This window comes from Sphingorhabdus sp. (assembly GCF_044357595.1).
In the GTDB taxonomy this organism is placed as follows: domain Bacteria; phylum Pseudomonadota; class Alphaproteobacteria; order Sphingomonadales; family Sphingomonadaceae; genus Sphingorhabdus_B.
This window is the reverse complement of record NZ_JBIKPH010000028.1, coordinates 1-20,346: the sequence shown is the minus strand read 5'-3', so window position 1 is coordinate 20,346 and position 20,346 is coordinate 1. Positions and strand designations below refer to the sequence as shown.

Below are 20,346 nucleotides of genomic sequence, written 5' to 3'. Positions count from 1 at the left end.
CGAAAGTTACCACGAACCATTTCCAGATCAGGTACGCCGATCCCCAGCGTAATTGCAGGGGTATCATCGCGATGCGCCAACATGCTGACGTCATCGCGCAACAGGTCAAAGCCCCCTTGTTGCATGATGATTTTAAATGGCAACTATTGTCCTTCTCGGTCCCTAAAGCGGCACTATGGCAACATTGCAACAGTACGCGTCAAAATATTGTCGCCATATGACACCGCTAGACATATTGTGTCAATCTGGTAACAAATCCCCCACGCCAACGGTATACGCCACTATAGCTTTTGTTGCTTGAGCAAACTCAAGTAAAATGCTTGAGAGGTGGGTAGCCGATTTTAGGGAAGGTTCATCATGCTCAGCATAAGTCACATAAAACAAATTTTATCAGTATTTTAACTTCCAAAAGCATTATAATCATGTTGGACATCGGCTTGACCCCAATGGCGTAGATTGCACCCGCAGGATATTCCGCTCATCGTCCCCTTTCTCTTTTGTCCCTCATGCGCCATATTGCAGTAATGAATTGGCCAGACACCATCAAAGCAGGCGGAACCGAACAGCATGAAGCGCTCGTGCGTCGGGTGCTTGCGCCCAATGCCTCGCCTTATACCTATACGGGGACGCAAACATGGATTGTCGGGAATGGCAAAGATGTTGCCGTAATTGATCCGGGTCCAGTTGGCAGCGGTCAGAGCGTTGGTGATCCCGCCGACATACGCGGCGAGGGGCATGTTGAGGCGATTTTGCACGCCATCGGCGATGCCAAGGTCGTGGCGATCCTATGCACACACACACATCGCGACCATTCGCCTGCCGCAGCGCCGTTAAAAGCAGCAACTGGCGCGCCAATCATTGGCTGTGCACCTTTGGTTCTGCGCGATGATGGGCCGCGGGCCGACAGTGCCTTTGACCCGGACTACCGCCCTGACCGCATCCTGACCGATGGGGAGATTATCTCTGGCGATGGCTGGACTCTGGAGGCGGTGGCAACGCCGGGGCACACCAGCAATCATCTGTGCTTTGCGTTGCAGGAGAGTGGCGCGCTGTTTACAGGCGACCATGTCATGAAATGGTCGACGAGCGTTGTTAGCCCGCCCGATGGCGACATGAGTGACTATCTGGCGAGCCTGCAGAAGTTGTACGACCGTGAAGACCGCATTTATTACCCCGCCCACGGCCCTGCAGTTGAAAATCCACGCCAGCTTGTGCGCGGTATGATTGGCCATCGCCGTCAACGCGAGCGGCAGATCGTGAAGTTGCTTGAGGCAGGTGAGGGGCATGTGCCCAATATGGTAGCGGCGATGTATAAGGGGTTGGACCCCCGCCTCATCGGCGCCGCGGGACGATCGGTCCTTGCGCATTTGATTGATTTGCAAAATCAGGGCCGCGTGGCGGCGCAGGGCGATGGGTGGCATCTGACAGCGGACACCTTGGAGCCCATTTAACGGCGTCTTGTTTTTGCATCGTTTCGCGATGTGCCAACTTCGGGGAGAATGGCGCATGGCTGCTTAGGCACCGGGCCAATCGCAAAGTTGCCCGGCTGATCTTGTTTCGCGACACCAAATCGACCACATAGACTTTGAAATCAGCTGTCGAGATATGTTCGGCATGGCAAAGGTATGAAAGCATGAACGCCCCCACCGCCCGTGAAAACCTGCAAGGTATTGACCTGCTCGCCGAAATCGCGCGGCTGAAAAAAGAACGCAACGCCGTCATACTTGCGCATTATTATCAAAAGCCAGAGATACAGGATCTCGCCGATTTTGTCGGTGACAGCCTTGAATTAAGCAAGCGCGCAGCGGAAACCGATGCTGATGTCATCGCTTTTTGCGGCGTGAAGTTTATGGCGGAAACTGCCAAGATTTTAAGCCCACAGAAAACGGTCATTCTGCCGGATATGGCCGCTGGCTGCTCGCTGGAGGACGCCTGCCCCCCAGGAAAATTCAAAGCGTTTCGTGCGGCGCATCCCGACCATATCGCGCTGACGTACATCAACTGCTCTGCCGAAGTGAAGGCATTGTCCGACATTATCGTGACCAGCAGCAGCGCGGAGACAATCCTGAGCCAGATCCTGCCAGAACAGAAAATCATCTTTGGACCTGACCGCCATCTGGGCGGCTATCTCAGCCGCAAATTCAACCGCGAAATGTTGTTATGGCCGGGCGTGTGCATCGTGCACGAGGCGTTTTCGGAAACCGAGCTTTTGAAACTTAAAGCCCAATATCCCGGCGTTCCAGTTGCTGCACACCCCGAATGCCCGCCGCATATCATCGATCATTCGGATTATGTCGGTAGCACAAGTGGCATCCTGCAATATGCCCAAACGATGGAAGGCGACACCCTGATCGTCGCCACTGAGCCGCACATTATCCACCAAATGGAAAAGGCCGAACCCACCAAAACCTTCATCGGTGCACCCGGCGCCGACGGAAATTGCGCTTGCAACATCTGTCCATATATGGCGCTGAACACGATGGAAAAATTATATCTCGCCTTGCGTGATCTCCAACCGCAAATCGAACTAGACGAAAATGTGCGTCTTGCCGCCAAAAAGAGCCTAGACCGCATGCTCGAAATGGCAGGCGGCACATTGGGTAAGGGCGACCTTGGTAGGGCTTGATTGGCCGATGACGAGGTGTATCAAATATACACTCGCCTTCACCGTTATATCGATATAATACAGCCATCCAATGCTCTTTTGGCGATCCTCTTCTAATCAAAACACGGATATCGATAGTCGGCTTGCCGCTTTCGACGAGAGCTACGCGCAACCTTTTCCCGACGATACGCATCCGTCGAACAATGGACAGCCCGCCGCCGGGAAACTTCTATTTCTGGGTAAAACCCGCTGGTGGTGGATTAGCCGGACCATCGCTGCATGTATCGCTCTGTTTATGCTGCTACTGCTGTGGCTTGCCGTTACCGCGCCTTTATCAAAATCGCTTCAGCCTATCGCGCCGCCACGCATTACTTTACTGGCGTCCGATGGCACGCCTATCGCGCGCAATGGCGCGATCGTCGATAAGCCTGTCGATGTCCGCGAATTGCCGCCGCATGTTGTTCAGGCTTTTCTTTCGATCGAAGACCGCCGCTTTTATTCGCACTTTGGTGTTGATCCGCGCGGCCTTGCCCGTGCCGCTTGGTCGAACGCGTTTGGCAGCGGCATGACGCAAGGTGGCAGCACGATTACTCAGCAGCTTGCGAAATTTACGTTTCTAACACCTGAGCGAAACTTGACGCGGAAGGCGCGAGAAATGCTCATCGCGTTCTGGCTTGAAGGGCGTTTGACAAAGGATGAAATTCTGGGGCGCTATCTGTCCAACGTCTATTTCGGTGATAATGTGTATGGCCTGCGCGCCGCATCCTTGCATTATTTCTACCGTCAGCCGGAGCGTTTGACGCTGAGCCAAGCGGTCATGTTGGCAGGCCTTGTGCAAGCGCCATCGCGCTTGGCCCCGACAAAGAACCCAGAACGTGCTGCAAAGCGCGCCAGGCTTGTTCTAAAGGCGATGGTTGCTAATAAGGTTATCACTCAAGCAAAGGCCGATGCCACCCCTGTGGCGCGGCTCGACGTGCGTGTACGAGAGACTTTACCGACAGGCACCTATTTTGCCGACTGGGCGATCCCGCAGGCGCGGTTGCTAACGGAAAGCGGCTATGCCGACGTGCAGATGACCACAACGCTCGATGCGCGTTTACAGAATATTGCGCGCAAGGTGGTGGCCCGCTCTGGCGTCGCTGGGGCGCAAATCGCGCTTGTTGCGATGCGTCCCAATGGCGAGGTTGTCGCTATGGTCGGGGGTAAAAGTTATAAGGAATCTGCCTTCAACCGCGCTACGCAGGCAAAGCGGCAGCCAGGGTCTACATTCAAATTGTTTGTTTATCTGGCGGCGTTGCGGTCTGGCATGACTCCGCAATCTATGATTGCGGATACGCCAATTAATGAAGGCGCGTATCGCCCTAAAAATTCAGGACAGCGCTATCGTGGGGATATCACCCTTGAGCAGGCATTTGCCCAGTCGAGCAATGTTGCCGCGGTGCGGCTTTACCAAAAAATAGGTGGCCAAGAGATTGAGCAAGCAGCGCAAGACCTTGGCATTCGCAGCCCATTGACGCTGGACCCAAGCCTTGCGCTGGGCAGTTCAGGGGTGACCTTGATCGAACTGACATCCGCCTATGCTGGTGTGGCGAGCAACCAATGGCCTGTCGAACCCCATGCGTTTAAGCGCGAAGAGCAAGGCTGGATCGAGTGGCTGTTTTCCGGCCCACGCGCCTTTAGTGGTCGCATGCACCGCATGTTGCTCGATCTGTTGGGAGCAACAGTCAACAAGGGTACGGCCCGCGCCGCGCGTCTGTCTATTCCAGCATATGGCAAAACGGGCACCAGCCAAGACAACCGCGATGCGCTGTTTATCGGTTTTGCAGGCGACCTGGTGGTTGGCGTTTGGGTTGGTAATGATGACAACACACCCTTACGCGGCGTAAATGGCGGTGGCCTGCCCGCGCGGATCTGGCGCGATTTCATGGCACAATCTATCCGCAATGCTGCGCCAGCAGCCGCACCCGAAACACGCAAGGCGCCCGATCCCGAAGGTCCGATTGAACCATTGGATTTGCCTGATTTGCAGGAACTGCCCATCGACATTGGCAATTCGGATGTCAGGATCGATCAAGAGAAGGGGGTAATTGTGAACACCGATGTGGGCGGTGTACCTCTGGAAATCAAACTTGATCGCAATGGTGCAAATATTCAAGCCGCGCCATCTGCGGAACGACCCGCGCCGGAACCGCGTTGATGTTTGGGCTCTCCAGCCATGGATAACATCATGCGATATCTTGCCGTTTTCTTCCTGTTTCTGGCGCCGGTTTTGGTTGTGCCAGCATTTGCCGATGCAAGTGACATCAGCGCGGCATCGCGTAGCGTTGTGCGCGTGGTTGTTTTTAGCACTGCCGATGGGCAGCAAAGCATCGTCAGCATAGGTTCTGGTGTTGCGGTCTCCCGCGATAAAATCGTGACGAATGCCCATGTGGTTGAAATGGCCAGGGGTGATGACAGCGCGCAAATTGTCATTGTGCCGTCCGACGGTGCGCAAAGCTACCGCGCTTCGGTCGTCGCCAGCTTGTCAGGCAAGGATCTGGCGCTGCTGCAGTTAAAATCTGGTTCGCTCGTTCCCGCTAGCATCTTTGCCGGCGTCATAGCAGACGGCGCAGACGTATTTGCAATCGGCTACCCCGCAAGCGTCGATATAGCGCTTGAGCAGAGCGAGGCGGATGTTCTTCGTCCGCAGCAGCCTGTTAAGACGCGCGGTACCGTATCGTCGGGCCGTACGTCAAAAACGGTTGAAGCACTCTTGCATACTGCCCCTATCGCGCCGGGCAACAGTGGCGGACCCATTGTTGATGCCTGCGGACGTGTGCTTGGGATCAACAGCTTTGGCTCGGTACCCACCGATGGTGGCGCAGAATTTTACTTTGCCATTTCTGCCCGCGAACTGACGACTTTTCTAGCCAATAGAGGCATCGAATTTCGGTCCGTGCGTGGCGACTGTCGTTCGGTAGCTGACTTGACGCGTGCCGAAGCGGAGCTTGAGGCATCGACACGCGTAAAGATGGAAAAAGAGGCGCGCGTTGCAGCTGAGTTGCAACTTAGCCGCGAAGGCAAGGTTCGCAGTGACGCTGAGCACGCGGTGATCGCGGAACGGGAAAACTATTTGGCATTCGCGGCCTTGCTTTTGGTGGTAAGTGCGCTCGCAGGAGGCGCCGCGTGGCAGTTTGCGGAACGCGGCCAGCGCGACCGGTTCAAAGCCGCATGTGCTGCAGGCGCTGTGATATTTGTCATGGCGGTCGGAATCTTTGCCGCACGCCCATCATTCAACGAAGTTGATGACCGCGTGCGTGCGGTTTTGACTGCCGATACGCCGGATAATGCGGTCGGGCAAAAGACGGCGGTCAACAGTTTAGCACCCGTGGCGAAAACCTGTATATTGCAACCCGAACGCAGCCGCGTCACCATGTCGGATACTGCAGACGTCGCATTCACGTGGCAGTCCGATGGGTGTGTGAACGGACGCACCCAATATGTCGAAAATGGTGACCGCTGGATCCGCAGTTTCGTGCCTAACAACGATGCGCAAATATCAGTGGTCAGCTATGTTCCAGAAACAGAAATCTTCCGCATCGAACGCTTTTTGCCAGGCAATGAGGCGATGCAGTCGGCCCGTGAAGCGCGGCAATTATACGATGTCAAAACCTGTACCGCGGACCCAAGCCAACGGACCAATATTGAAAATATGAACAAGGCCATTGCCTCGCAATTACCGCCGACGCCGAACGAGATATTGCTGTTCACATGTTCTAACCGTTGAATGGTGGATTGTGCGCGCGGACATACTGCTTATGGTGATGGCATGATCCGCGCGCTGTCATCTTTGCTTTTGCTATGTTCCGCAATGCTTGCCGGATGTTCCGAAGGTGTCGACAATGAGCGTGTGCGCATTGATGTCATTGAGGACCGTCCACGACCCTTCAACGTGTCCGCTACGCCCTTGCCGCTCGCTTCAGCCTATTTGCGCGCAGCAACGGCGCAAGGGCTCGTCACGTTCGACGAAAAGGGACGCGTTGCGCCCGGCCTTGCCAATCGCTGGATCGTCACTGATGATGGTTTGAGCTATATCTTCCGGTTGAATAAAACGCGATGGAATGACGGGCGCGAATTGACGGCACAGGAGGTGGCGGGGCTTTTGAACGCTCGGATCCGCGCGATCGGTAAGGGCCAGCTTGGACCGGAACTTGGTATCATTGACCGTGTTGTCGCCATGACTGGCAAGGTAGTGGAGATCAGATTGAAGGCGCCTATGCCTTATTTGCTGGAATTGCTCGCTTTGCCGGAATTTGGACTTTTAACCAAAGGGGTTGGCTCAGGGCCAATGCAGGCCAAGAAATTCGGGCGGGCGATGCAATTGCGCCGTAATGAAATTGATGCTGAAGGTGCAGCAGTTTTAGGGGGCGCCACGGTGACATTGCGGCGCGGCGAGGCATCACTTGTGCTCGCACGCTATGTTCTTGGTCAAAGCGATATTGTTGAAGGTGGGCGATTTGAGAGCTTTCCTTTGCTAGAAGCGGCCAAAATTAGGGCAGACCAAATTCGGTTTGATGCAGTTCCAGGGCTGTTCGGTTTGCAAGTCGTCCAATCCAGTGCATTTTTGGCCGAAAAGGCAAATCGCGAAGCAGTAGCCATGGCCATTGATCGTCCAAAATTGCTCACCGCTTTCGACATTGTTGCATGGCGTGAAACCGTGACTTTAGTTCCTGAGAGCTTACCCAATCGCGCCAGCATAGCGCGCCCTGAGTGGGCCAAGCCAGCGATAGATGCGCGCAGAGCGATGGCGGCGGCTACGGTCGCCAATTGGAAGCGCGCAAATGGCGACATCCGGCGTTTGCGTGTAGCTTTACCCCGAGGCTATGGTAGCCGGATTTTCTTCGCGCGCCTGCGCGCCGATCTTGCGTCCATCGGCGTTGATGTAGAACGCGTTACTATCGATAGGCCGCATGATTTGCGGCTGATTGATCGCACCGCTGAGCAATCGAGCCCCGCATGGTACTTGGATCAACTGTCTTGTAAATTTGCTACCATTTGCAACGCACGCGCAGACGAACTTGTCGCCCAAGCGCGTTTCACGACCGACATTGCAGTACGCGCGCAGTTATTGGAACAAGCAGAGGCCGAATTACAAAGCACCGTCTCCTTCATTCCTATTGCCAACCCCTTGCGCTGGTCTGTCATCCGGCCTGGTCTTTTGGGGCATGTCGCCAATGGTCGAGGCTGGCACCTGTTGCAATATCTCGGACGTGTACCGACATAGGTTTTAAGGAGCCACGCCAATGCCGATTTCGCAGGAACAGTTTGCGCAGATTGCTAAAGATATACCTGGAATGGGCAACGACCCGCAGGCCGTGCGCATGCGTGTAGAAGCGCTTGAAAAATTGCTGGAACGTGCCTTTTATGTTCCGGGTACGAAAATTCCGTTCGGGTTAGATAGCATCATTGGCCTCGTGCCCGTATTGGGTGATCTTATAACCGCAGCAATGGGGGCGTATATGGTGTGGGAGGCCCGCAACCTGGGCATGTCCAAGTGGCAACTGATCCGCATGACGGCCAATGTCGGCATTGATACAGCCATTGGCGCAATTCCAATAGTGGGCGACGCATTTGACCTTGTCTGGCGTTCCAACACCAAGAATCTGAGGATTATCAAGAAGCATCTCGACAAGCATCACCCCGGGACGCGGATTATTGAAGGCTAACGACCGCGCCAGATTTTGATTTGTGCCTTGGCAGGTGCCAGTTGACTTGATGGCCTGCAGCGCCGAGGTTTGAAATCGCGCCCAAGGCATATGCGCACTTCGTCAAGCCAGCCCTTGTCCGTCGTCTTAACAATGATGGCATCCGACGGCAGACCTTCATTAAGATCGGCGAATCGTTCGGCCAGCACTTGCGCAGTTAACCGGGTTCCGCGCTCGGGTTCGCGCGAAAGCCGCGCCATATCGGGAAATTCAATGGCATTGAACAGCAACCTAGCGGCGCCAAAATAAGCTTCCGGTGCTTTGGCCATGCAGCTGCCATGCTTTGCCCATTGATGTTGCAGCAATTGGGGGGAGGGGCTGAGGCAGATGTTTTCAGTAACGACCCGCCGAGGCAAGACGCCAACAGCGCGGCAATATTGTGGATGATTTGGCCCCTTCGCCTCTGGCCAAAGGCCGTGCAGCACAAAGCCGAAGTCACCGATTTCGCCAGAACATTGGAACCGCCGGGCCGGGTCGCGTTCCCGCCCACGGCAATGCTCCGGGCTCCAGCTCAGCGTCAGCACGTAGCCGTCTATGGTGCCGCGCCGGACCTGACCTGGTTGTGGCAATTCTAACGCTGGACGGGGCAGAAACTTTGGCGGCTGGCATTGCCACGCTTGTGCGATGAGCGGCGAAGGCTGGGCAGCCGCCACAACGCCGGCAAATGCGAGGGCCTTAAGCCTGCGCAAAGTCCAGTCCAATGTCAGCGGCAGGCGCGCTTTGGGTGAGGCGACCCACGGAGATATAGGTGACTCCAGTTTCCGCCTTGGCGTGGATAGTCTCCAAGGTGACACCGCCCGAGGCCTCGGTTGGCACGCGGCCAGCAATGAGCGCAACAGCCGCGCGCAGCGTATCGGCATCCATATTGTCCAGCAACAAATGGCTGGCCCCTGCGGCAAGGCCAGGCTCGATCTGCGCGATGCTATCAACCTCTAAGATAATGCGTTCAACGCCAGCATTTCGTGCGCGCGCCACCGCCTCGGCCACGCCGCCTGCGACCGCGACATGGTTGTCTTTAATCATGGCGGCATCCCACAATCCCATGCGATGGTTCGTTGCGCCGCCCATGCGGGTTGCATATTTTTCCAGCACGCGAAGGCCAGGAATGGTTTTTCTTGTGTCCAGAAGAATACAGCCAGTGCCCGCTATTGCGTCGACATATTGCCGCGTCATCGTCGCGATGCCGGAGAGGTGCTGCACGGTATTCAGCGCAGACCGTTCCGCCGTCAACATAGCGCGGGCATTGCCCTTTAGTCGCATAAGGTCCGTTCCCGCTGGCACTTGCTGGCCGTCTTCGACCAACATTGCTATGTCCATTGCAGGGTCAAGCGACCGGAAGAATGCTGCCGCAATCGGCAAGCCCGCGACGGTTATTGCATCACGGCTGTCCATGACACCGTCAAACTGTATATCGGCTGGAATAACGCTTTCGGACGTAACGTCCTTGGAGGTCGGCCCCAGATCTTCGGCGAGTGTAGCCCGCACAAAGGCCTCAAGATCGAATTGGGGAAGGGTAAAGACCATGGTGCTGTTGTCCGGCGCGGATTGAAGAGAGGGGCTATCCCGCAACCTTAGGTGCTGCCGATGGTCTTTCATACACCAAAAGATACCGAGCTGAACGAGATTAGTAACCCATCAGGCTCATCACTTCCTTGCGGCTTGACTGGTCGTCAAGGAAGCAGCCAATAAGTTTTGAAGTGACCATGCCAACGCCATGTACCTTCACGCCGCGTCCGGTCATGCAGCCATGCTGCGCTTCGATAACGACCGCTACGCCTGCTGGCTTTAGATTTTCCCAGATGCAGTTTGCGACTTCTGCGGTCAGGCGTTCCTGAACCTGAAGCCGCTGGGCAAATCCGTGCAGAACGCGTGCTAGCTTTGAAATGCCGACGACTTTGTCCGTTGGCATATAGGCAATCGATGCTTTACCAATGATGGGCGCCATGTGGTGTTCACAATGCGACTGGAACGGAATGTCCTTGAGCAACACCAGTTCGTGATAGCCACCAACCTCTTGAAAGGTACGCGACAGATGCGCTGCGGGATTTTCGGCATAGCCGCCGCAATATTCACGCCATGCGCGGCCAACGCGTGCAGGCGTATCGAGCAAGCCTTCGCGCTCTGGGTCATCACCTGACCAGCGAATCAGCGTACGGATGGCGTTCTGGACTTCATCGGGAACGACGATTTTGCCGTTCTCACCAATTTCGTCTTCATAATGTATTTGCGCGATGGGAAACACCTTCTCGGGCTTGTTCATCTTTAGGCTCCGGCGAGCTTTGTGCTCGCATCTTCTGCCTAAAGATAGGTCTGCCCGCCTTTAAAAACTATACGGACAATAGCCCATAGATGCAGCTCCGCAAATCCGAAGATTTTTGCCAGCGTTTGTGCGGTTGTCTGCAATCACAAATTAACCAATCGCCTGACCAGTTTTCGCCCAATCGGCCAAAAAGCCTTCGATGCCCTTGTCGGTCAGGATGTGCTTGAACAAGCCCTTGATGACGGAAGGCGGCGCAGTCATTACATCAGCGCCGATCTTTGCTGCCTCAAGCACATGGACACCGTGGCGGACGCTGGCGACCAAGATTTCGGTGCCGAAATTGTAATTGTCATAGATCAAACGGATGTCGCTGATGAGTTGCATGCCATCAAAGCCATTGTCGTCATGACGGCCAACGAACGGAGATACGAAGGTCGCACCGGCCTTGGCGGCCAAAAGAGCCTGATTTGCGGAAAAGCACAAGGTGACGTTGACCAAAGTGCCTTCCGATGTCAGCGCCTTGCAGGTTTTCAAACCGTCAATGGTCAATGGCACCTTGATGCAGACATTGTCCGCAATCTTGCGCAAGATTTCGGCCTCTTTCATCATTGTTACATGGTCAAGCGCAACGACTTCCGCCGAAACCGGACCGTCGGTCAGCGCGCAGATCTCGCGCGTTACCTCAATGAAATCCCGGCCTGATTTGGCAATCAATGACGGATTAGTGGTCACACCGTCGAGCAAACCAGTCGCTGCCAAATCCTTGATGTCGGCAATGTCAGCGGTATCGGCAAAGAATTTCATGGGACGTCTTCCTGATTGGAGATTCGGGTTCACTGCTTATTGGCAAAGTTGCAGCAGAAATAACAGGGCCTATTGGATTGAGAAGGCTAGCAACTGATGAAGGTGGTGACGTTAGCCATTCAATTGCCTATACGCCCGTCATGAGCCCGCCCACCAACCGCGTCCGTGTCGTCTTGTTGACGCAAGCGATTGGTCCGCTGGATTACCGCTTACCTGCCGACATGCACGCTGGTCCGGGCACTGTCGTGATGGTGCCGCTTGGCCCACGCAAATTGCCGGGCGTCATCTGGGACGATGATGTCTTTGGCGACGAACCCGTGGACGCCAGCAAACTGCGCGCGGTGCTTGAACGTGTTGAATGCCCGCCAGTTGGGCCGGGTCTGCGCCGCCTCGTTGACTGGGTTGCTGATTATTATCTGACCACCCATGCTGCGGTGTTGCGGATGGTGTTGGCGTCTTCCGCTGCATTCACAGCCTCAGGCACTATTACGGAGTATCGCCGCACGGGGTTCGAACCTGCACGGCTTACACCGCAACGCGCGGCTGCTCTGGATGCACTGGAAGGCGCTCAGGGCCTTGTGCGCGAGTTGGCGGCGGAGGCTGGGGTGAGTGACGCGGTCATTCGCGGGCTTATCAAGGCAGGCGCCTTTGAACCTGTCACGATCAGCGTCGACACGCCGTTGCCCGAACCACAAGCTGACTTTGCTGCGCCGGCTTTGAATGAAGCACAACAGGCGGCTGCAACCAGCATGGTGGAGGCTGTTCGGACGGGCGGATTTGACACCTTCGTCCTTGATGGCGTCACGGGTTCAGGCAAAACCGAAACCTATTTTGAGGCGGTCGCCGAGGCGATACGTCTGGGCAAACAGGTTCTGGTCCTGCTCCCCGAAATCGCGTTGACCGCGCCGTTTCTTGCGCGCTTTGAAGGCAGATTCGGCGTCGAGCCAGCCGTATGGCACAGCAATCTCCGCTCCACCCAGCGCCGCCGTGTCTGGCGCGCTGTTGCCGATGGCAGTGCGAAGGTGCTCGTGGGCGCGCGCTCGGCTCTTTTTCTTCCTTTTCCCAATCTACGCCTCATCATCGTTGATGAGGCGCATGAGACCAGTTTCAAACAGGAAGACGGCGTGCGCTACCATGCCCGCGACGTTGCAGTAATGCGTGGCCGTTTTGAAGGCTTTCCGGTCGTGCTGGCTTCAGCTACGCCCGCACTGGAATCGCGGCACATGGTTGCGATTGGACGATATAAAGGGCTTGAAATCCCGTCACGCTTTGGTGCGGCCAAAATGCCCGAGATCAAGGCCATCGACCTCACTCTGGATGCGCCTGAATCGCAGCACTGGATTGCGCCGACATTGTTGAAAGCGCTGGAAGAGCGGGTCGAACGGGGCGAACAGAGCCTGTTGTTCCTCAACCGACGGGGATATGCGCCGTTGACCTTGTGCAGAACCTGCGGTCACCGTTTTCAGTGCCCGAATTGCACAAGCTGGATGGTTGAGCACCGACTTGTTCGTAGGCTCGCCTGCCATCATTGCGGCCACGTCATGCCACCGCCGGACGAATGTCCTGAATGCGGCGAAAGCGACACCTTGGTCGCCTGTGGCCCCGGCGTTGAGCGCATCAGTGACGAGGTTAACCGCCTGTTGCCGAACGCCCGCACTATTATTGCGACATCGGACACCCTCTGGTCACCGGAAAAAGCCGCCGAATTCGTATCGCGTGTCGAAAACAAGGCGGTAGATATCATCATCGGCACGCAATTGGTAACAAAGGGCTATCACTTTCCTGAACTGACCTTGGTCGGCGTGATCGACGCTGATTTGGGTCTTGAGGGCGGGGATTTGCGCGCAGCAGAACGCACATTCCAGCAAATCGCACAGGCCGCTGGCCGGGCGGGACGCGGGGAAAAGCCCGGCGAAGTTTTTATCCAGACACGCAACCCCAACCACCCCGTCATCGCCGCTTTGGTCGCTGGCGACCGCGATGCATTTTATGACGCAGAGACCGAGCAGCGTAAAGCCGCTGGCGCACCGCCTTTTGGCCGGTTTGCCGCGATTATCATCTCGTCCGAGGACGAACGGGAGGCAATTGAGGCAGCACGCGCAGTGGGTGGCGCTGCACCGAAGGTGGAGGGCATGCATGTCTACGGTCCAGCACCCGCACCGCTCGCGATGCTGCGAGGCCGCTATCGTCAGCGGCTGTTGGTGCATGCACAGCGCTCGGTTGAAGTGCAGACAATTATCCGCACGTGGTTGGGTGGCCTACAATTTCCGCGCGGCGTCCGTATCGGGGTGGATGTCGATCCTTACAGTTTCTTGTGATCCGCACTTTAAGGCCAGCATGCGTGGCTAAATAGCGGATTTACCTGCGCCATCTTATGCTGCATTTAGCTGTCAAAATATTTGGAGGAAGTAGGATGCGGAGAATTTTATGGGCGGCGTTATTGGGCACCGTATCTGCCACCGGCGCATGGGCACAAGATGCCAAGCCAGCCTCTGATGTGACGATCGCGGCGCAACGCAACGTCGCGGCGCAGCTTCCAGTCGAGGACGGCCGCGATTTCGATTTTGCGGACCGGGGCTTTATCGGTACTTTGTCCGACCCTGTCATCACCAATAAAGATGGCAAGCCCGTCTGGAATCTCGGTGCGTATGATTGGATGGCCGACGGCAAGTCACCCGACACCGTCAACCCGAGCTTGTGGCGGCATATGGGGCTGTTGCGCAAACATGGTCTTTACGCGCTGGCGGACAATATATGGCAGGTACGCGGCTTTGACGTGTCGAACATGACGATTATCAAGGGCCAAACGGGCTGGATTATCATCGATCCGCTGACGAGCCGCGATACGGCGGCCGCTGCGCTAAAGCTTGTGAATGAAAAGCTAGGTGCGCGGCCAGTTACCGCAGTTGTCTATAGCCACAGCCATGGCGACCATTTTGGTGGGGTGCGCGGGATCATCAACGAAGCCGATGTGAAAGCCGGCAAGGTGGCGATTATCGCGCCGGAACATTTTCTCGCCGAAACCGCGTCTGAAAATGTCATGGCTGGTCCTGCAATGAGCAGGCGCGCCACATTCCAGTTCGGCACCAACTTGACCTCCGGACCACAAGGAACCATGGGCAGCGGCATTGGCAGAGGCATTGGCGGCGGTGACATTACGCTCATTCCGCCCACAATCGATATCCGCAAAACGGGAGAGCTTCGTGAAGTTGATGGCGTCACGCTTGAGTTCCAAATGGTGCCTCAGTCAGAAGCCCCTGCCGAGATGAATGTGTACATGCCAGCGTCGCGGACGTTTCTTGCGGCGGAGATCGCGACCTGTACTCTCCACAATATCCTGACGCCACGTGGCGCAAAGGTGCGTGATACGCTGAGTTGGTCCGGGTTTTTGAATGAAGCGGTCAACCTTTATGGTGACCGGAGCGATATCATTGCCTCAAGCCATTGCTGGCCGCGTTTTGGTCAGGCAGAGGTCAAAGGTTGGCTGTCGGGGCAACGCGACAATTACCGTTATTTGCATGACCAAACCGTCCGCATGATGAACAAGGGCATGACTCAGGCGGAAATTGCTGAGGTTTTGAAGGCGCCGCCTGCGATTGCCAATCAATGGTTCAATAAGGGCTATTACGGCACATATAGTCATAATTCGAAGGCGATTTATCAATATTATCTCGGTTGGTACGATGCTGTTCCTGCAAATCTGAACCCGCATCCGCCCGAAGTGAGCGCGGCCAAAATGATCGCGGCAATGGGCGGCGCGAAGAAGGTCATCACTGAGGCCAAGAAGGCGATGAAAGCTGGAGATTATCGTTGGTCGTCGGATCTGCTGAACCAAATTGTCTTTGCGGACCCCAAAAATATTGAGGGACGGGCGCTGCTCGCCGACAGCTATGAACAGCAAGGCTATCAGGCCGAATCCGCCATTTGGCGCAACATGTTCTTGTCAGGCGCACGCGAATTGCGCGAGGGCATGAAGGCGAGCGTGAGCGCGCAAAGCATCGATATGATTTCCGCGATACCGACGGGCCTATTGCTAGACTCGGTCGCGACACGGCTGGACCCGAATATCATTGGCGACGCAGCGTTGGCGCTGAACTTCGTGATTTCGGACCGGAAGGAAACGGCGAAAATCACGGTTGGCAATTCGGTGATGTTTAGCGAAATGGGCAAAGGGCATGCTTCGCCAGCCGTGACCATAACAGGGCCGCGCCAATTGTTTCTTGCTTTGCTGTTCCTCAAAATGCCCGCGGCGCAGCTCCAAATGGCAGGGTTGAAGATTGAGGGTGACCGGACGGTGATTGAAAAGCTTCAGGCTGCACTTGATCCGATGCCGGGCGCGTTCAACATCGTTGAGCCTTAAGGGCTACATTTCACCACGCTGGCGGCGCAGAGCGTACCATTTTGCCACATTTGCATTATGCTCTTGCAACGTGTCGGCGAAAACATGTCCGCCATTGCCATCGGCAACGAAGTATAATGCGCTAGTCTTTTGCGGGTTTAGCACCGCAGCAATTGCTGCGCGCGACGGATTGGCAATTGGTCCTTTTGGCAGACCAGCCATTGCATAGGTGTTATAATCATTCACGTCCGTAATTTCGGATCGGCGAATACGGCGGCCAAGCGGCTTACCTTTTGTGATCGGGTAAATGATCGTTGGGTCAGCCTGCAACCGCATGCCCGTACGCAAGCGATTGGAATAGACTCCAGCGACGATCCGCAATTCGGACTTTAACGCAGTTTCCTTTTCGACAATGGATGCCAAGGTCAGCGCTTCGAGCGGGGTTTTGACCATGGTGTCTGCGCTTCGCTCCGGCCATAACTCTGCCATTGTTTTCGTCATCGCGTCCTGCATGCGCTGAAGGACGTCGGTGCGGGGTTCGTTTTTGTCAAAAGCATAGCTGTCAGGCAGCACTGAGCCTTCGGCCGGTATAGAGATGCTGCCGCTGAGCCGATCATTCGCCATGATGCGTTCATACACCATGATCGACGGCATGCCCTCGGGAATGGTCACCATGCGTTGCACGGTTTTCCCACCGGTCAGTATGGACAAAATGTCAGAGTTGGAAGCTTTCGCCGGAATGACGAATTCACCTGCCTTGATCGTGCTGGACGCGCCAAACACCTTTGCCCGGTTCACAAAAGCACTGGCGGATTTTACCACGCCACTTTTTTCAAGCTGTTGAGCGGCCGAGGTGATGCTTGACCCTGGCTTAATCACAACACTGGTTTCGCGCTCCAGCGGTCCTGCAGCAGTCCAGCCATAGATGAAGTTGCCGGCAATAACTGCAAGCAGCAACGCCGCCGCTAATATCGCCCATGTGGCGAGGCGGCGCATATTGTCAGATGGCTTTCATGATGAGGCTGGCATTGGTACCGCCAAAGCCAAAGCTGTTGTTCAAAGCAGCTTTCACTTCACGCTTCTTGGCCACATGCGGAACCAAATCGACGCCTTCAGTCCCGTCATCCGGGTTGTCCAGATTGAGCGTCGGTGGCACGATTTGATCGCGGATGGCCAAGATGCAGAAAATGCTCTCAACCGCGCCCGCGCCGCCAAGAAGGTGGCCGATGGCAGACTTGGTCGAGCTCATCGATACATACGACATCGCATCGCCAAACAGGCGCTTTACCGCGCCCAGTTCAATCGTATCGGCCATGGTCGATGTGCCATGGGCGTTGATATAATCGATATCGGCTGGCGTCATGCCCGCCTTTTTCAACGCCATTTGCATCGACCGAAAAGCCCCGTCACCTTCAGGATGCGGTGCCGTTACGTGATAGGCGTCGCCCGACAGGCCGTAGCCTACAACTTCAGCATAAATCTTTGCACCACGTGCCTTTGCATGTTCATATTCTTCCAGAACCACGACGCCCGCGCCTTCACCCATTACAAAACCGTCGCGGTCCTTGTCATATGGCCGACTTGCGGCTTCTGGACGGTCGTTGTAGCTCATGTTTAAGGCACGCGCTTGAGCGAAGCCCGCGATCCCGAGCGGGTTTATGGTGCCTTCCGAACCACCAGCGACCATGATGTCTGCATCATCATCGCGGATCATGCGGGCAGCATCGCCAATGGAGTGCGCCCCCGTCGAACACGCGGTCACGACTGCGTGGTTCGGGCCTTTTAGCCCATATTTGATGCTGACTTGACCGGAAATGAGGTTGATTAAGCGTCCATGCACGAAATGTGGGCTGACACGGCTTGGTCCTTTTTCTGCGAGCAGCAACGCTTCGCTTTCGATACCCGGAAGACCGCCAATGCCCGATCCGATTGAGCAACCAGCGCGCACCTTTTGCTCTTCGGTCAATTCTGTGAGGCCGGCATCTTCAAGCGCTTGGCCAGCGGCATCAATTCCGAAAATAATGAATGGATCGACCTGGCGTTGCACCTTGTGGTCAACGCGCTTGTCAGGGTCAAAGCCCCATGGGTGGTCCTTTGGCTTCACTTCGCACGCAATCAGGCATTTCTGGTCGCTTGCGTCGAAATGCGTAATCATACCCGCGCCAGATTTCCCGGCTATCAGGTTGGACCAAGTCGTTTCAACATCTGCACCCAAGGGTGTAACCAGACCTAATCCGGTGACCACGACACGACGCATTGCGTTATCTCCATATGCTTATCTTTGCGGCCTATTACTGTGAATAATGCCCAAAAAGCAAACGGCTTTCCGACTGGAGCGCTGTTGACGCTGGCCGGAAAGCCGTTTGAATTTCTAACTAACCGCGCAACATATTGCGCGAAGCGGCTTAGCCGTTGCTGTTGATGAAATCGATCGCGTCCTTGACGGTGGCAATCTTTTCAGCGGCATCGTCTGGGATTTCGACGTTGAATTCTTCTTCAAACGCCATAACCAACTCGACAATGTCGAGGCTGTCTGCGCCAAGATCGTCGATGAAGCTTGCAGCTTCCGTGACCTTGTCGGCTTCCACGCCCAGATGTTCGATTACGATCTTTTTGACCCGTTCTGCGGTATCGCTCATTTTTGTGCCCCTTAATTGGTTGGGATGATGAATTTCTATTATTGCCCTAATGTCCAGATTGGCCGCTGGCAAGTGGCAAGCGACGGTTGTACATCAAAGCATCGCCATGCCGCCATTCACATGGATTGTCTGGCCTGTAATATAGCCAGCTTCTCTGGATGCGAGATAGGCAACCGCAGCCCCAATGTCCGTGCCTTCGCCCATACGGCCCATGGGGATGCGTGCGTTTAGTGCGTCTTTCTGGGCATCGGGCAAGCTTTCGGTCATTGCGGTTGCAATGAAGCCTGGCGCAACGCAATTGGCCGTCACGTTACGGCTGGCAAGCTCCTGCGCGATGGCCTTTGTCATCGCTGTAAGGCCACCTTTGGACGCTGCGTAGTTGGCTTGGCCGGGATTGCCTGTGGTGCCAACGACGCTGGTGATCGTAATTATCCGGCCAAAGCGCGCCTTCATCATTGGCTTGGTGGCGGCGCGCATCAGGCGGAATGTCGCTTCAAGATTAATGCGGATAACGTCGCCCCATTCTTCATCCTTCATCCGCATCGTAAGGTTGTCGCGGGTGACACCGGCATTGTTTACAAGAATATCGATCTGGCCCAATTTCTCGAGCGCAGCAGGCACAAGCGCCTCAACGCTGTCTTTGTCGCCTAGGTCGCAGGGAACCGCGACATGGTCGCCCCCTAAAGACGCTCGGAACGCCTCAAGCTTGTCCACATTGGAGCCCGAAACCGCAAGACGCGCGCCTTGGGCCGCAAGCGCTTGACAGATCGCACTGCCAATCCCGCCCGATGCCCCCGTGACGAGCGCGGTCATACCGGTTAGATCAAACATATTACTCTCCCTTAAACTCGGGTTCGCGTTTTTCCAGAAACGCGGTGATGGCCTCGTCATTATCGGCAGTGGCGTGCGCAAGGCTTTGCATCGCGGCCGACATTTCGAGGATATTTTTGAGGTCCGCTGTCTGCCCTTCGCGCAGCAGCCTTTTGGTCATCCGAACCGCATGTGGGGGATTCGCCGCGATCTTGTTTGCAACCTTGCGCGCGGCGGCCATCAATTCGGCATCGTCCACCACTTCGGAAACGAGCCCGATGCGCAAAGCTTCTGCTGCGTCGATGGTTTCACCGGTTAAGGCAAGCTCTGTGGCTTTTGAAAAACCAACAATCCGCGGCAAAAGCCATGCGCCGCCGTCACCTGGAGTGATTCCCAAACGCACAAAGCTTTCGGCAAACTTTGCCGAAGCCGCAGCGATTCGTATGTCGCACATCGTTGTCAGGTCAAGTCCCGCACCGATGGCTGCCCCGTTGACCGCCGCGACGACCGGAACCTCAAGCGCCTGAAACATCAAGGGCAGCCGCTGAATACCATATTTGTAATTACGCCGGGTTTCAGCAGGCAGGCCTGCCCGCAACCCGCCGCTATCAGGGCGCATCTGCTTGAGGTCGCCACCCGATGAAAAAACTGTCCCTGCGCCGGTCAGGATAACGCAGCGCACCGACATATCCTGATCCGCTGCTATGAAAGCGTCGCACATTTGATCGACGACGCCGACATCCGATATCGGGTTACGTTTTTCGGGCATATTAAGGGTGATGGTCAATATACCGCCATCGCGTGACTGCAGGATTTGGTCGGTCATTATATCGCTTTCAATAAGGCTTCGATGTCATCCATGCTGATGACGCTTGAGGTCGCAATGTCTTCGCCCGCGCTGCGTTTGACCATCGGGGAGAGAACTTTCCCGCCGAACTCGGCAAAATGGGTAACGCCCGCCTCGGCCATGGCAATTGCCGATTCGCGCCAGCGCACACGGCCAGTGACCTGCTGCACTAACTGCGCAGAAATGGTGTCGGGGTCGGAAACAGGCGCAGCGGTTACATTGGCAAATAGCGGTACCAAAGGCGCGTGGATTGTTGTGGTCGCAAGCGCGCTTGCCATGTCATCTGCGGCAGGCTGCA

The 20,346-nt window shown here is 55.8% G+C and carries 18 protein-coding genes; 8 read left to right on the top strand and 10 right to left on the bottom strand.

What is annotated here, in order from left to right; genetic code table 11:
• The first annotated feature begins 524 nt into the window (after positions 1–524).
• From ACIQ2T_RS04995 to ACIQ2T_RS04970, 6 genes are all read left to right on the top strand, one after another.
• Positions 525–1,451, top strand: coding sequence for an MBL fold metallo-hydrolase (locus ACIQ2T_RS04995; RefSeq protein WP_397589851.1), 927 nt, complete (start codon positions 525–527; stop codon positions 1,449–1,451).
• A gap of 182 nt (positions 1,452–1,633) precedes the next feature.
• Entirely contained in the window at positions 1,634–2,626 is a 993-nt protein-coding gene (gene nadA / locus ACIQ2T_RS04990; RefSeq protein ID WP_397589850.1) for a quinolinate synthase NadA, read from the top strand.
• 70 nt (positions 2,627–2,696) lie between these two features.
• On the top strand, positions 2,697–4,802 hold the full coding sequence (locus tag ACIQ2T_RS04985) for a transglycosylase domain-containing protein (RefSeq protein WP_397589849.1): 2,106 nt from the start codon (positions 2,697–2,699) through the stop codon (positions 4,800–4,802).
• Positions 4,803–4,832: 30 nt separating this feature from the next.
• On the top strand, positions 4,833–6,371 hold the full coding sequence (locus tag ACIQ2T_RS04980) for a S1C family serine protease (RefSeq protein WP_397589848.1): 1,539 nt from the start codon (positions 4,833–4,835) through the stop codon (positions 6,369–6,371).
• Between the two features lie 42 nt (positions 6,372–6,413).
• The gene (locus ACIQ2T_RS04975; RefSeq protein ID WP_397589847.1) at positions 6,414–7,868 is read left to right on the top strand and encodes an ABC transporter substrate-binding protein; all 1,455 of its coding nucleotides are present in this window, start codon (positions 6,414–6,416) and stop codon (positions 7,866–7,868) included.
• Between the two features lie 19 nt (positions 7,869–7,887).
• A complete protein-coding gene (locus ACIQ2T_RS04970) occupies positions 7,888–8,310 on the top strand; it encodes a DUF4112 domain-containing protein (RefSeq protein WP_397589846.1) in 423 nt (140 codons plus the stop codon).
• On the opposite strand, the gene ACIQ2T_RS04965 is transcribed toward ACIQ2T_RS04970, so the two are convergent.
• The 4 genes from ACIQ2T_RS04965 to fsa form a co-directional block, all read right to left on the bottom strand.
• Positions 8,307–9,038, bottom strand: coding sequence for a ribonuclease T (locus ACIQ2T_RS04965; protein ID WP_397589845.1), 732 nt, complete (start codon positions 9,036–9,038; stop codon positions 8,307–8,309). The two genes, ACIQ2T_RS04970 and ACIQ2T_RS04965, sit on opposite strands and share 4 nt — an antisense overlap.
• Positions 9,025–9,873 carry a carboxylating nicotinate-nucleotide diphosphorylase gene (nadC, locus tag ACIQ2T_RS04960; RefSeq protein ID WP_397589844.1) on the bottom strand — a complete coding sequence of 283 codons (849 nt, stop codon included), beginning with the start codon at positions 9,871–9,873 and terminating at the stop codon, positions 9,025–9,027. The genes ACIQ2T_RS04965 and nadC overlap by 14 nt, the downstream gene beginning before the upstream one ends.
• A 100-nt stretch (positions 9,874–9,973) precedes the next feature.
• Positions 9,974–10,609 carry a GTP cyclohydrolase I FolE gene (folE, locus tag ACIQ2T_RS04955; protein WP_397589843.1) on the bottom strand — a complete coding sequence of 212 codons (636 nt, stop codon included), beginning with the start codon at positions 10,607–10,609 and terminating at the stop codon, positions 9,974–9,976.
• Positions 10,610–10,759: 150 nt separating this feature from the next.
• Complete coding sequence (gene fsa, locus ACIQ2T_RS04950) at positions 10,760–11,413, bottom strand: fructose-6-phosphate aldolase (RefSeq protein ID WP_315470270.1); 654 nt, start codon at positions 11,411–11,413, stop codon at positions 10,760–10,762.
• Between the two features lie 140 nt (positions 11,414–11,553).
• Between fsa and ACIQ2T_RS04945 the strand changes: the two genes are divergently transcribed.
• Both ACIQ2T_RS04945 and ACIQ2T_RS04940 read left to right on the top strand, forming a co-directional pair.
• A complete protein-coding gene (locus tag ACIQ2T_RS04945) occupies positions 11,554–13,731 on the top strand; it encodes a primosomal protein N' (RefSeq protein ID WP_397589852.1) in 2,178 nt (725 codons plus the stop codon).
• A 95-nt stretch (positions 13,732–13,826) separates the two neighbouring features.
• Entirely contained in the window at positions 13,827–15,773 is a 1,947-nt protein-coding gene (locus ACIQ2T_RS04940) for an alkyl/aryl-sulfatase (RefSeq protein ID WP_397589842.1), read from the top strand.
• Positions 15,774–15,776: 3 nt separating this feature from the next.
• On the opposite strand, the gene mltG is transcribed toward ACIQ2T_RS04940, so the two are convergent.
• From mltG to ACIQ2T_RS04910, 6 genes are all read right to left on the bottom strand, one after another.
• Positions 15,777–16,748 carry an endolytic transglycosylase MltG gene (gene mltG, locus ACIQ2T_RS04935; protein WP_397589841.1) on the bottom strand — a complete coding sequence of 324 codons (972 nt, stop codon included), beginning with the start codon at positions 16,746–16,748 and terminating at the stop codon, positions 15,777–15,779.
• Between the two features lie 4 nt (positions 16,749–16,752).
• Positions 16,753–18,009 (bottom strand): beta-ketoacyl-ACP synthase II, encoded by a 1,257-nt coding sequence (gene fabF / locus ACIQ2T_RS04930; RefSeq protein ID WP_397589840.1) that lies wholly within the window; start codon positions 18,007–18,009, stop codon positions 16,753–16,755.
• A 148-nt stretch (positions 18,010–18,157) separates the two neighbouring features.
• Positions 18,158–18,391 (bottom strand): acyl carrier protein, encoded by a 234-nt coding sequence (locus ACIQ2T_RS04925; protein WP_306063363.1) that lies wholly within the window; start codon positions 18,389–18,391, stop codon positions 18,158–18,160.
• 93 nt (positions 18,392–18,484) lie between these two features.
• A complete protein-coding gene (gene fabG / locus ACIQ2T_RS04920; RefSeq protein WP_315471580.1) occupies positions 18,485–19,222 on the bottom strand; it encodes a 3-oxoacyl-[acyl-carrier-protein] reductase in 738 nt (245 codons plus the stop codon).
• Position 19,223: 1 nt separating this feature from the next.
• Positions 19,224–20,027 carry a crotonase/enoyl-CoA hydratase family protein gene (locus ACIQ2T_RS04915; RefSeq protein WP_397585347.1) on the bottom strand — a complete coding sequence of 268 codons (804 nt, stop codon included), beginning with the start codon at positions 20,025–20,027 and terminating at the stop codon, positions 19,224–19,226.
• A partial coding sequence (locus ACIQ2T_RS04910) for an ACP S-malonyltransferase (RefSeq protein ID WP_397589839.1) occupies positions 20,027–20,346 on the bottom strand: 320 nt, incomplete at its 5' end. The genes ACIQ2T_RS04910 and ACIQ2T_RS04915, both read right to left, overlap by 1 nt.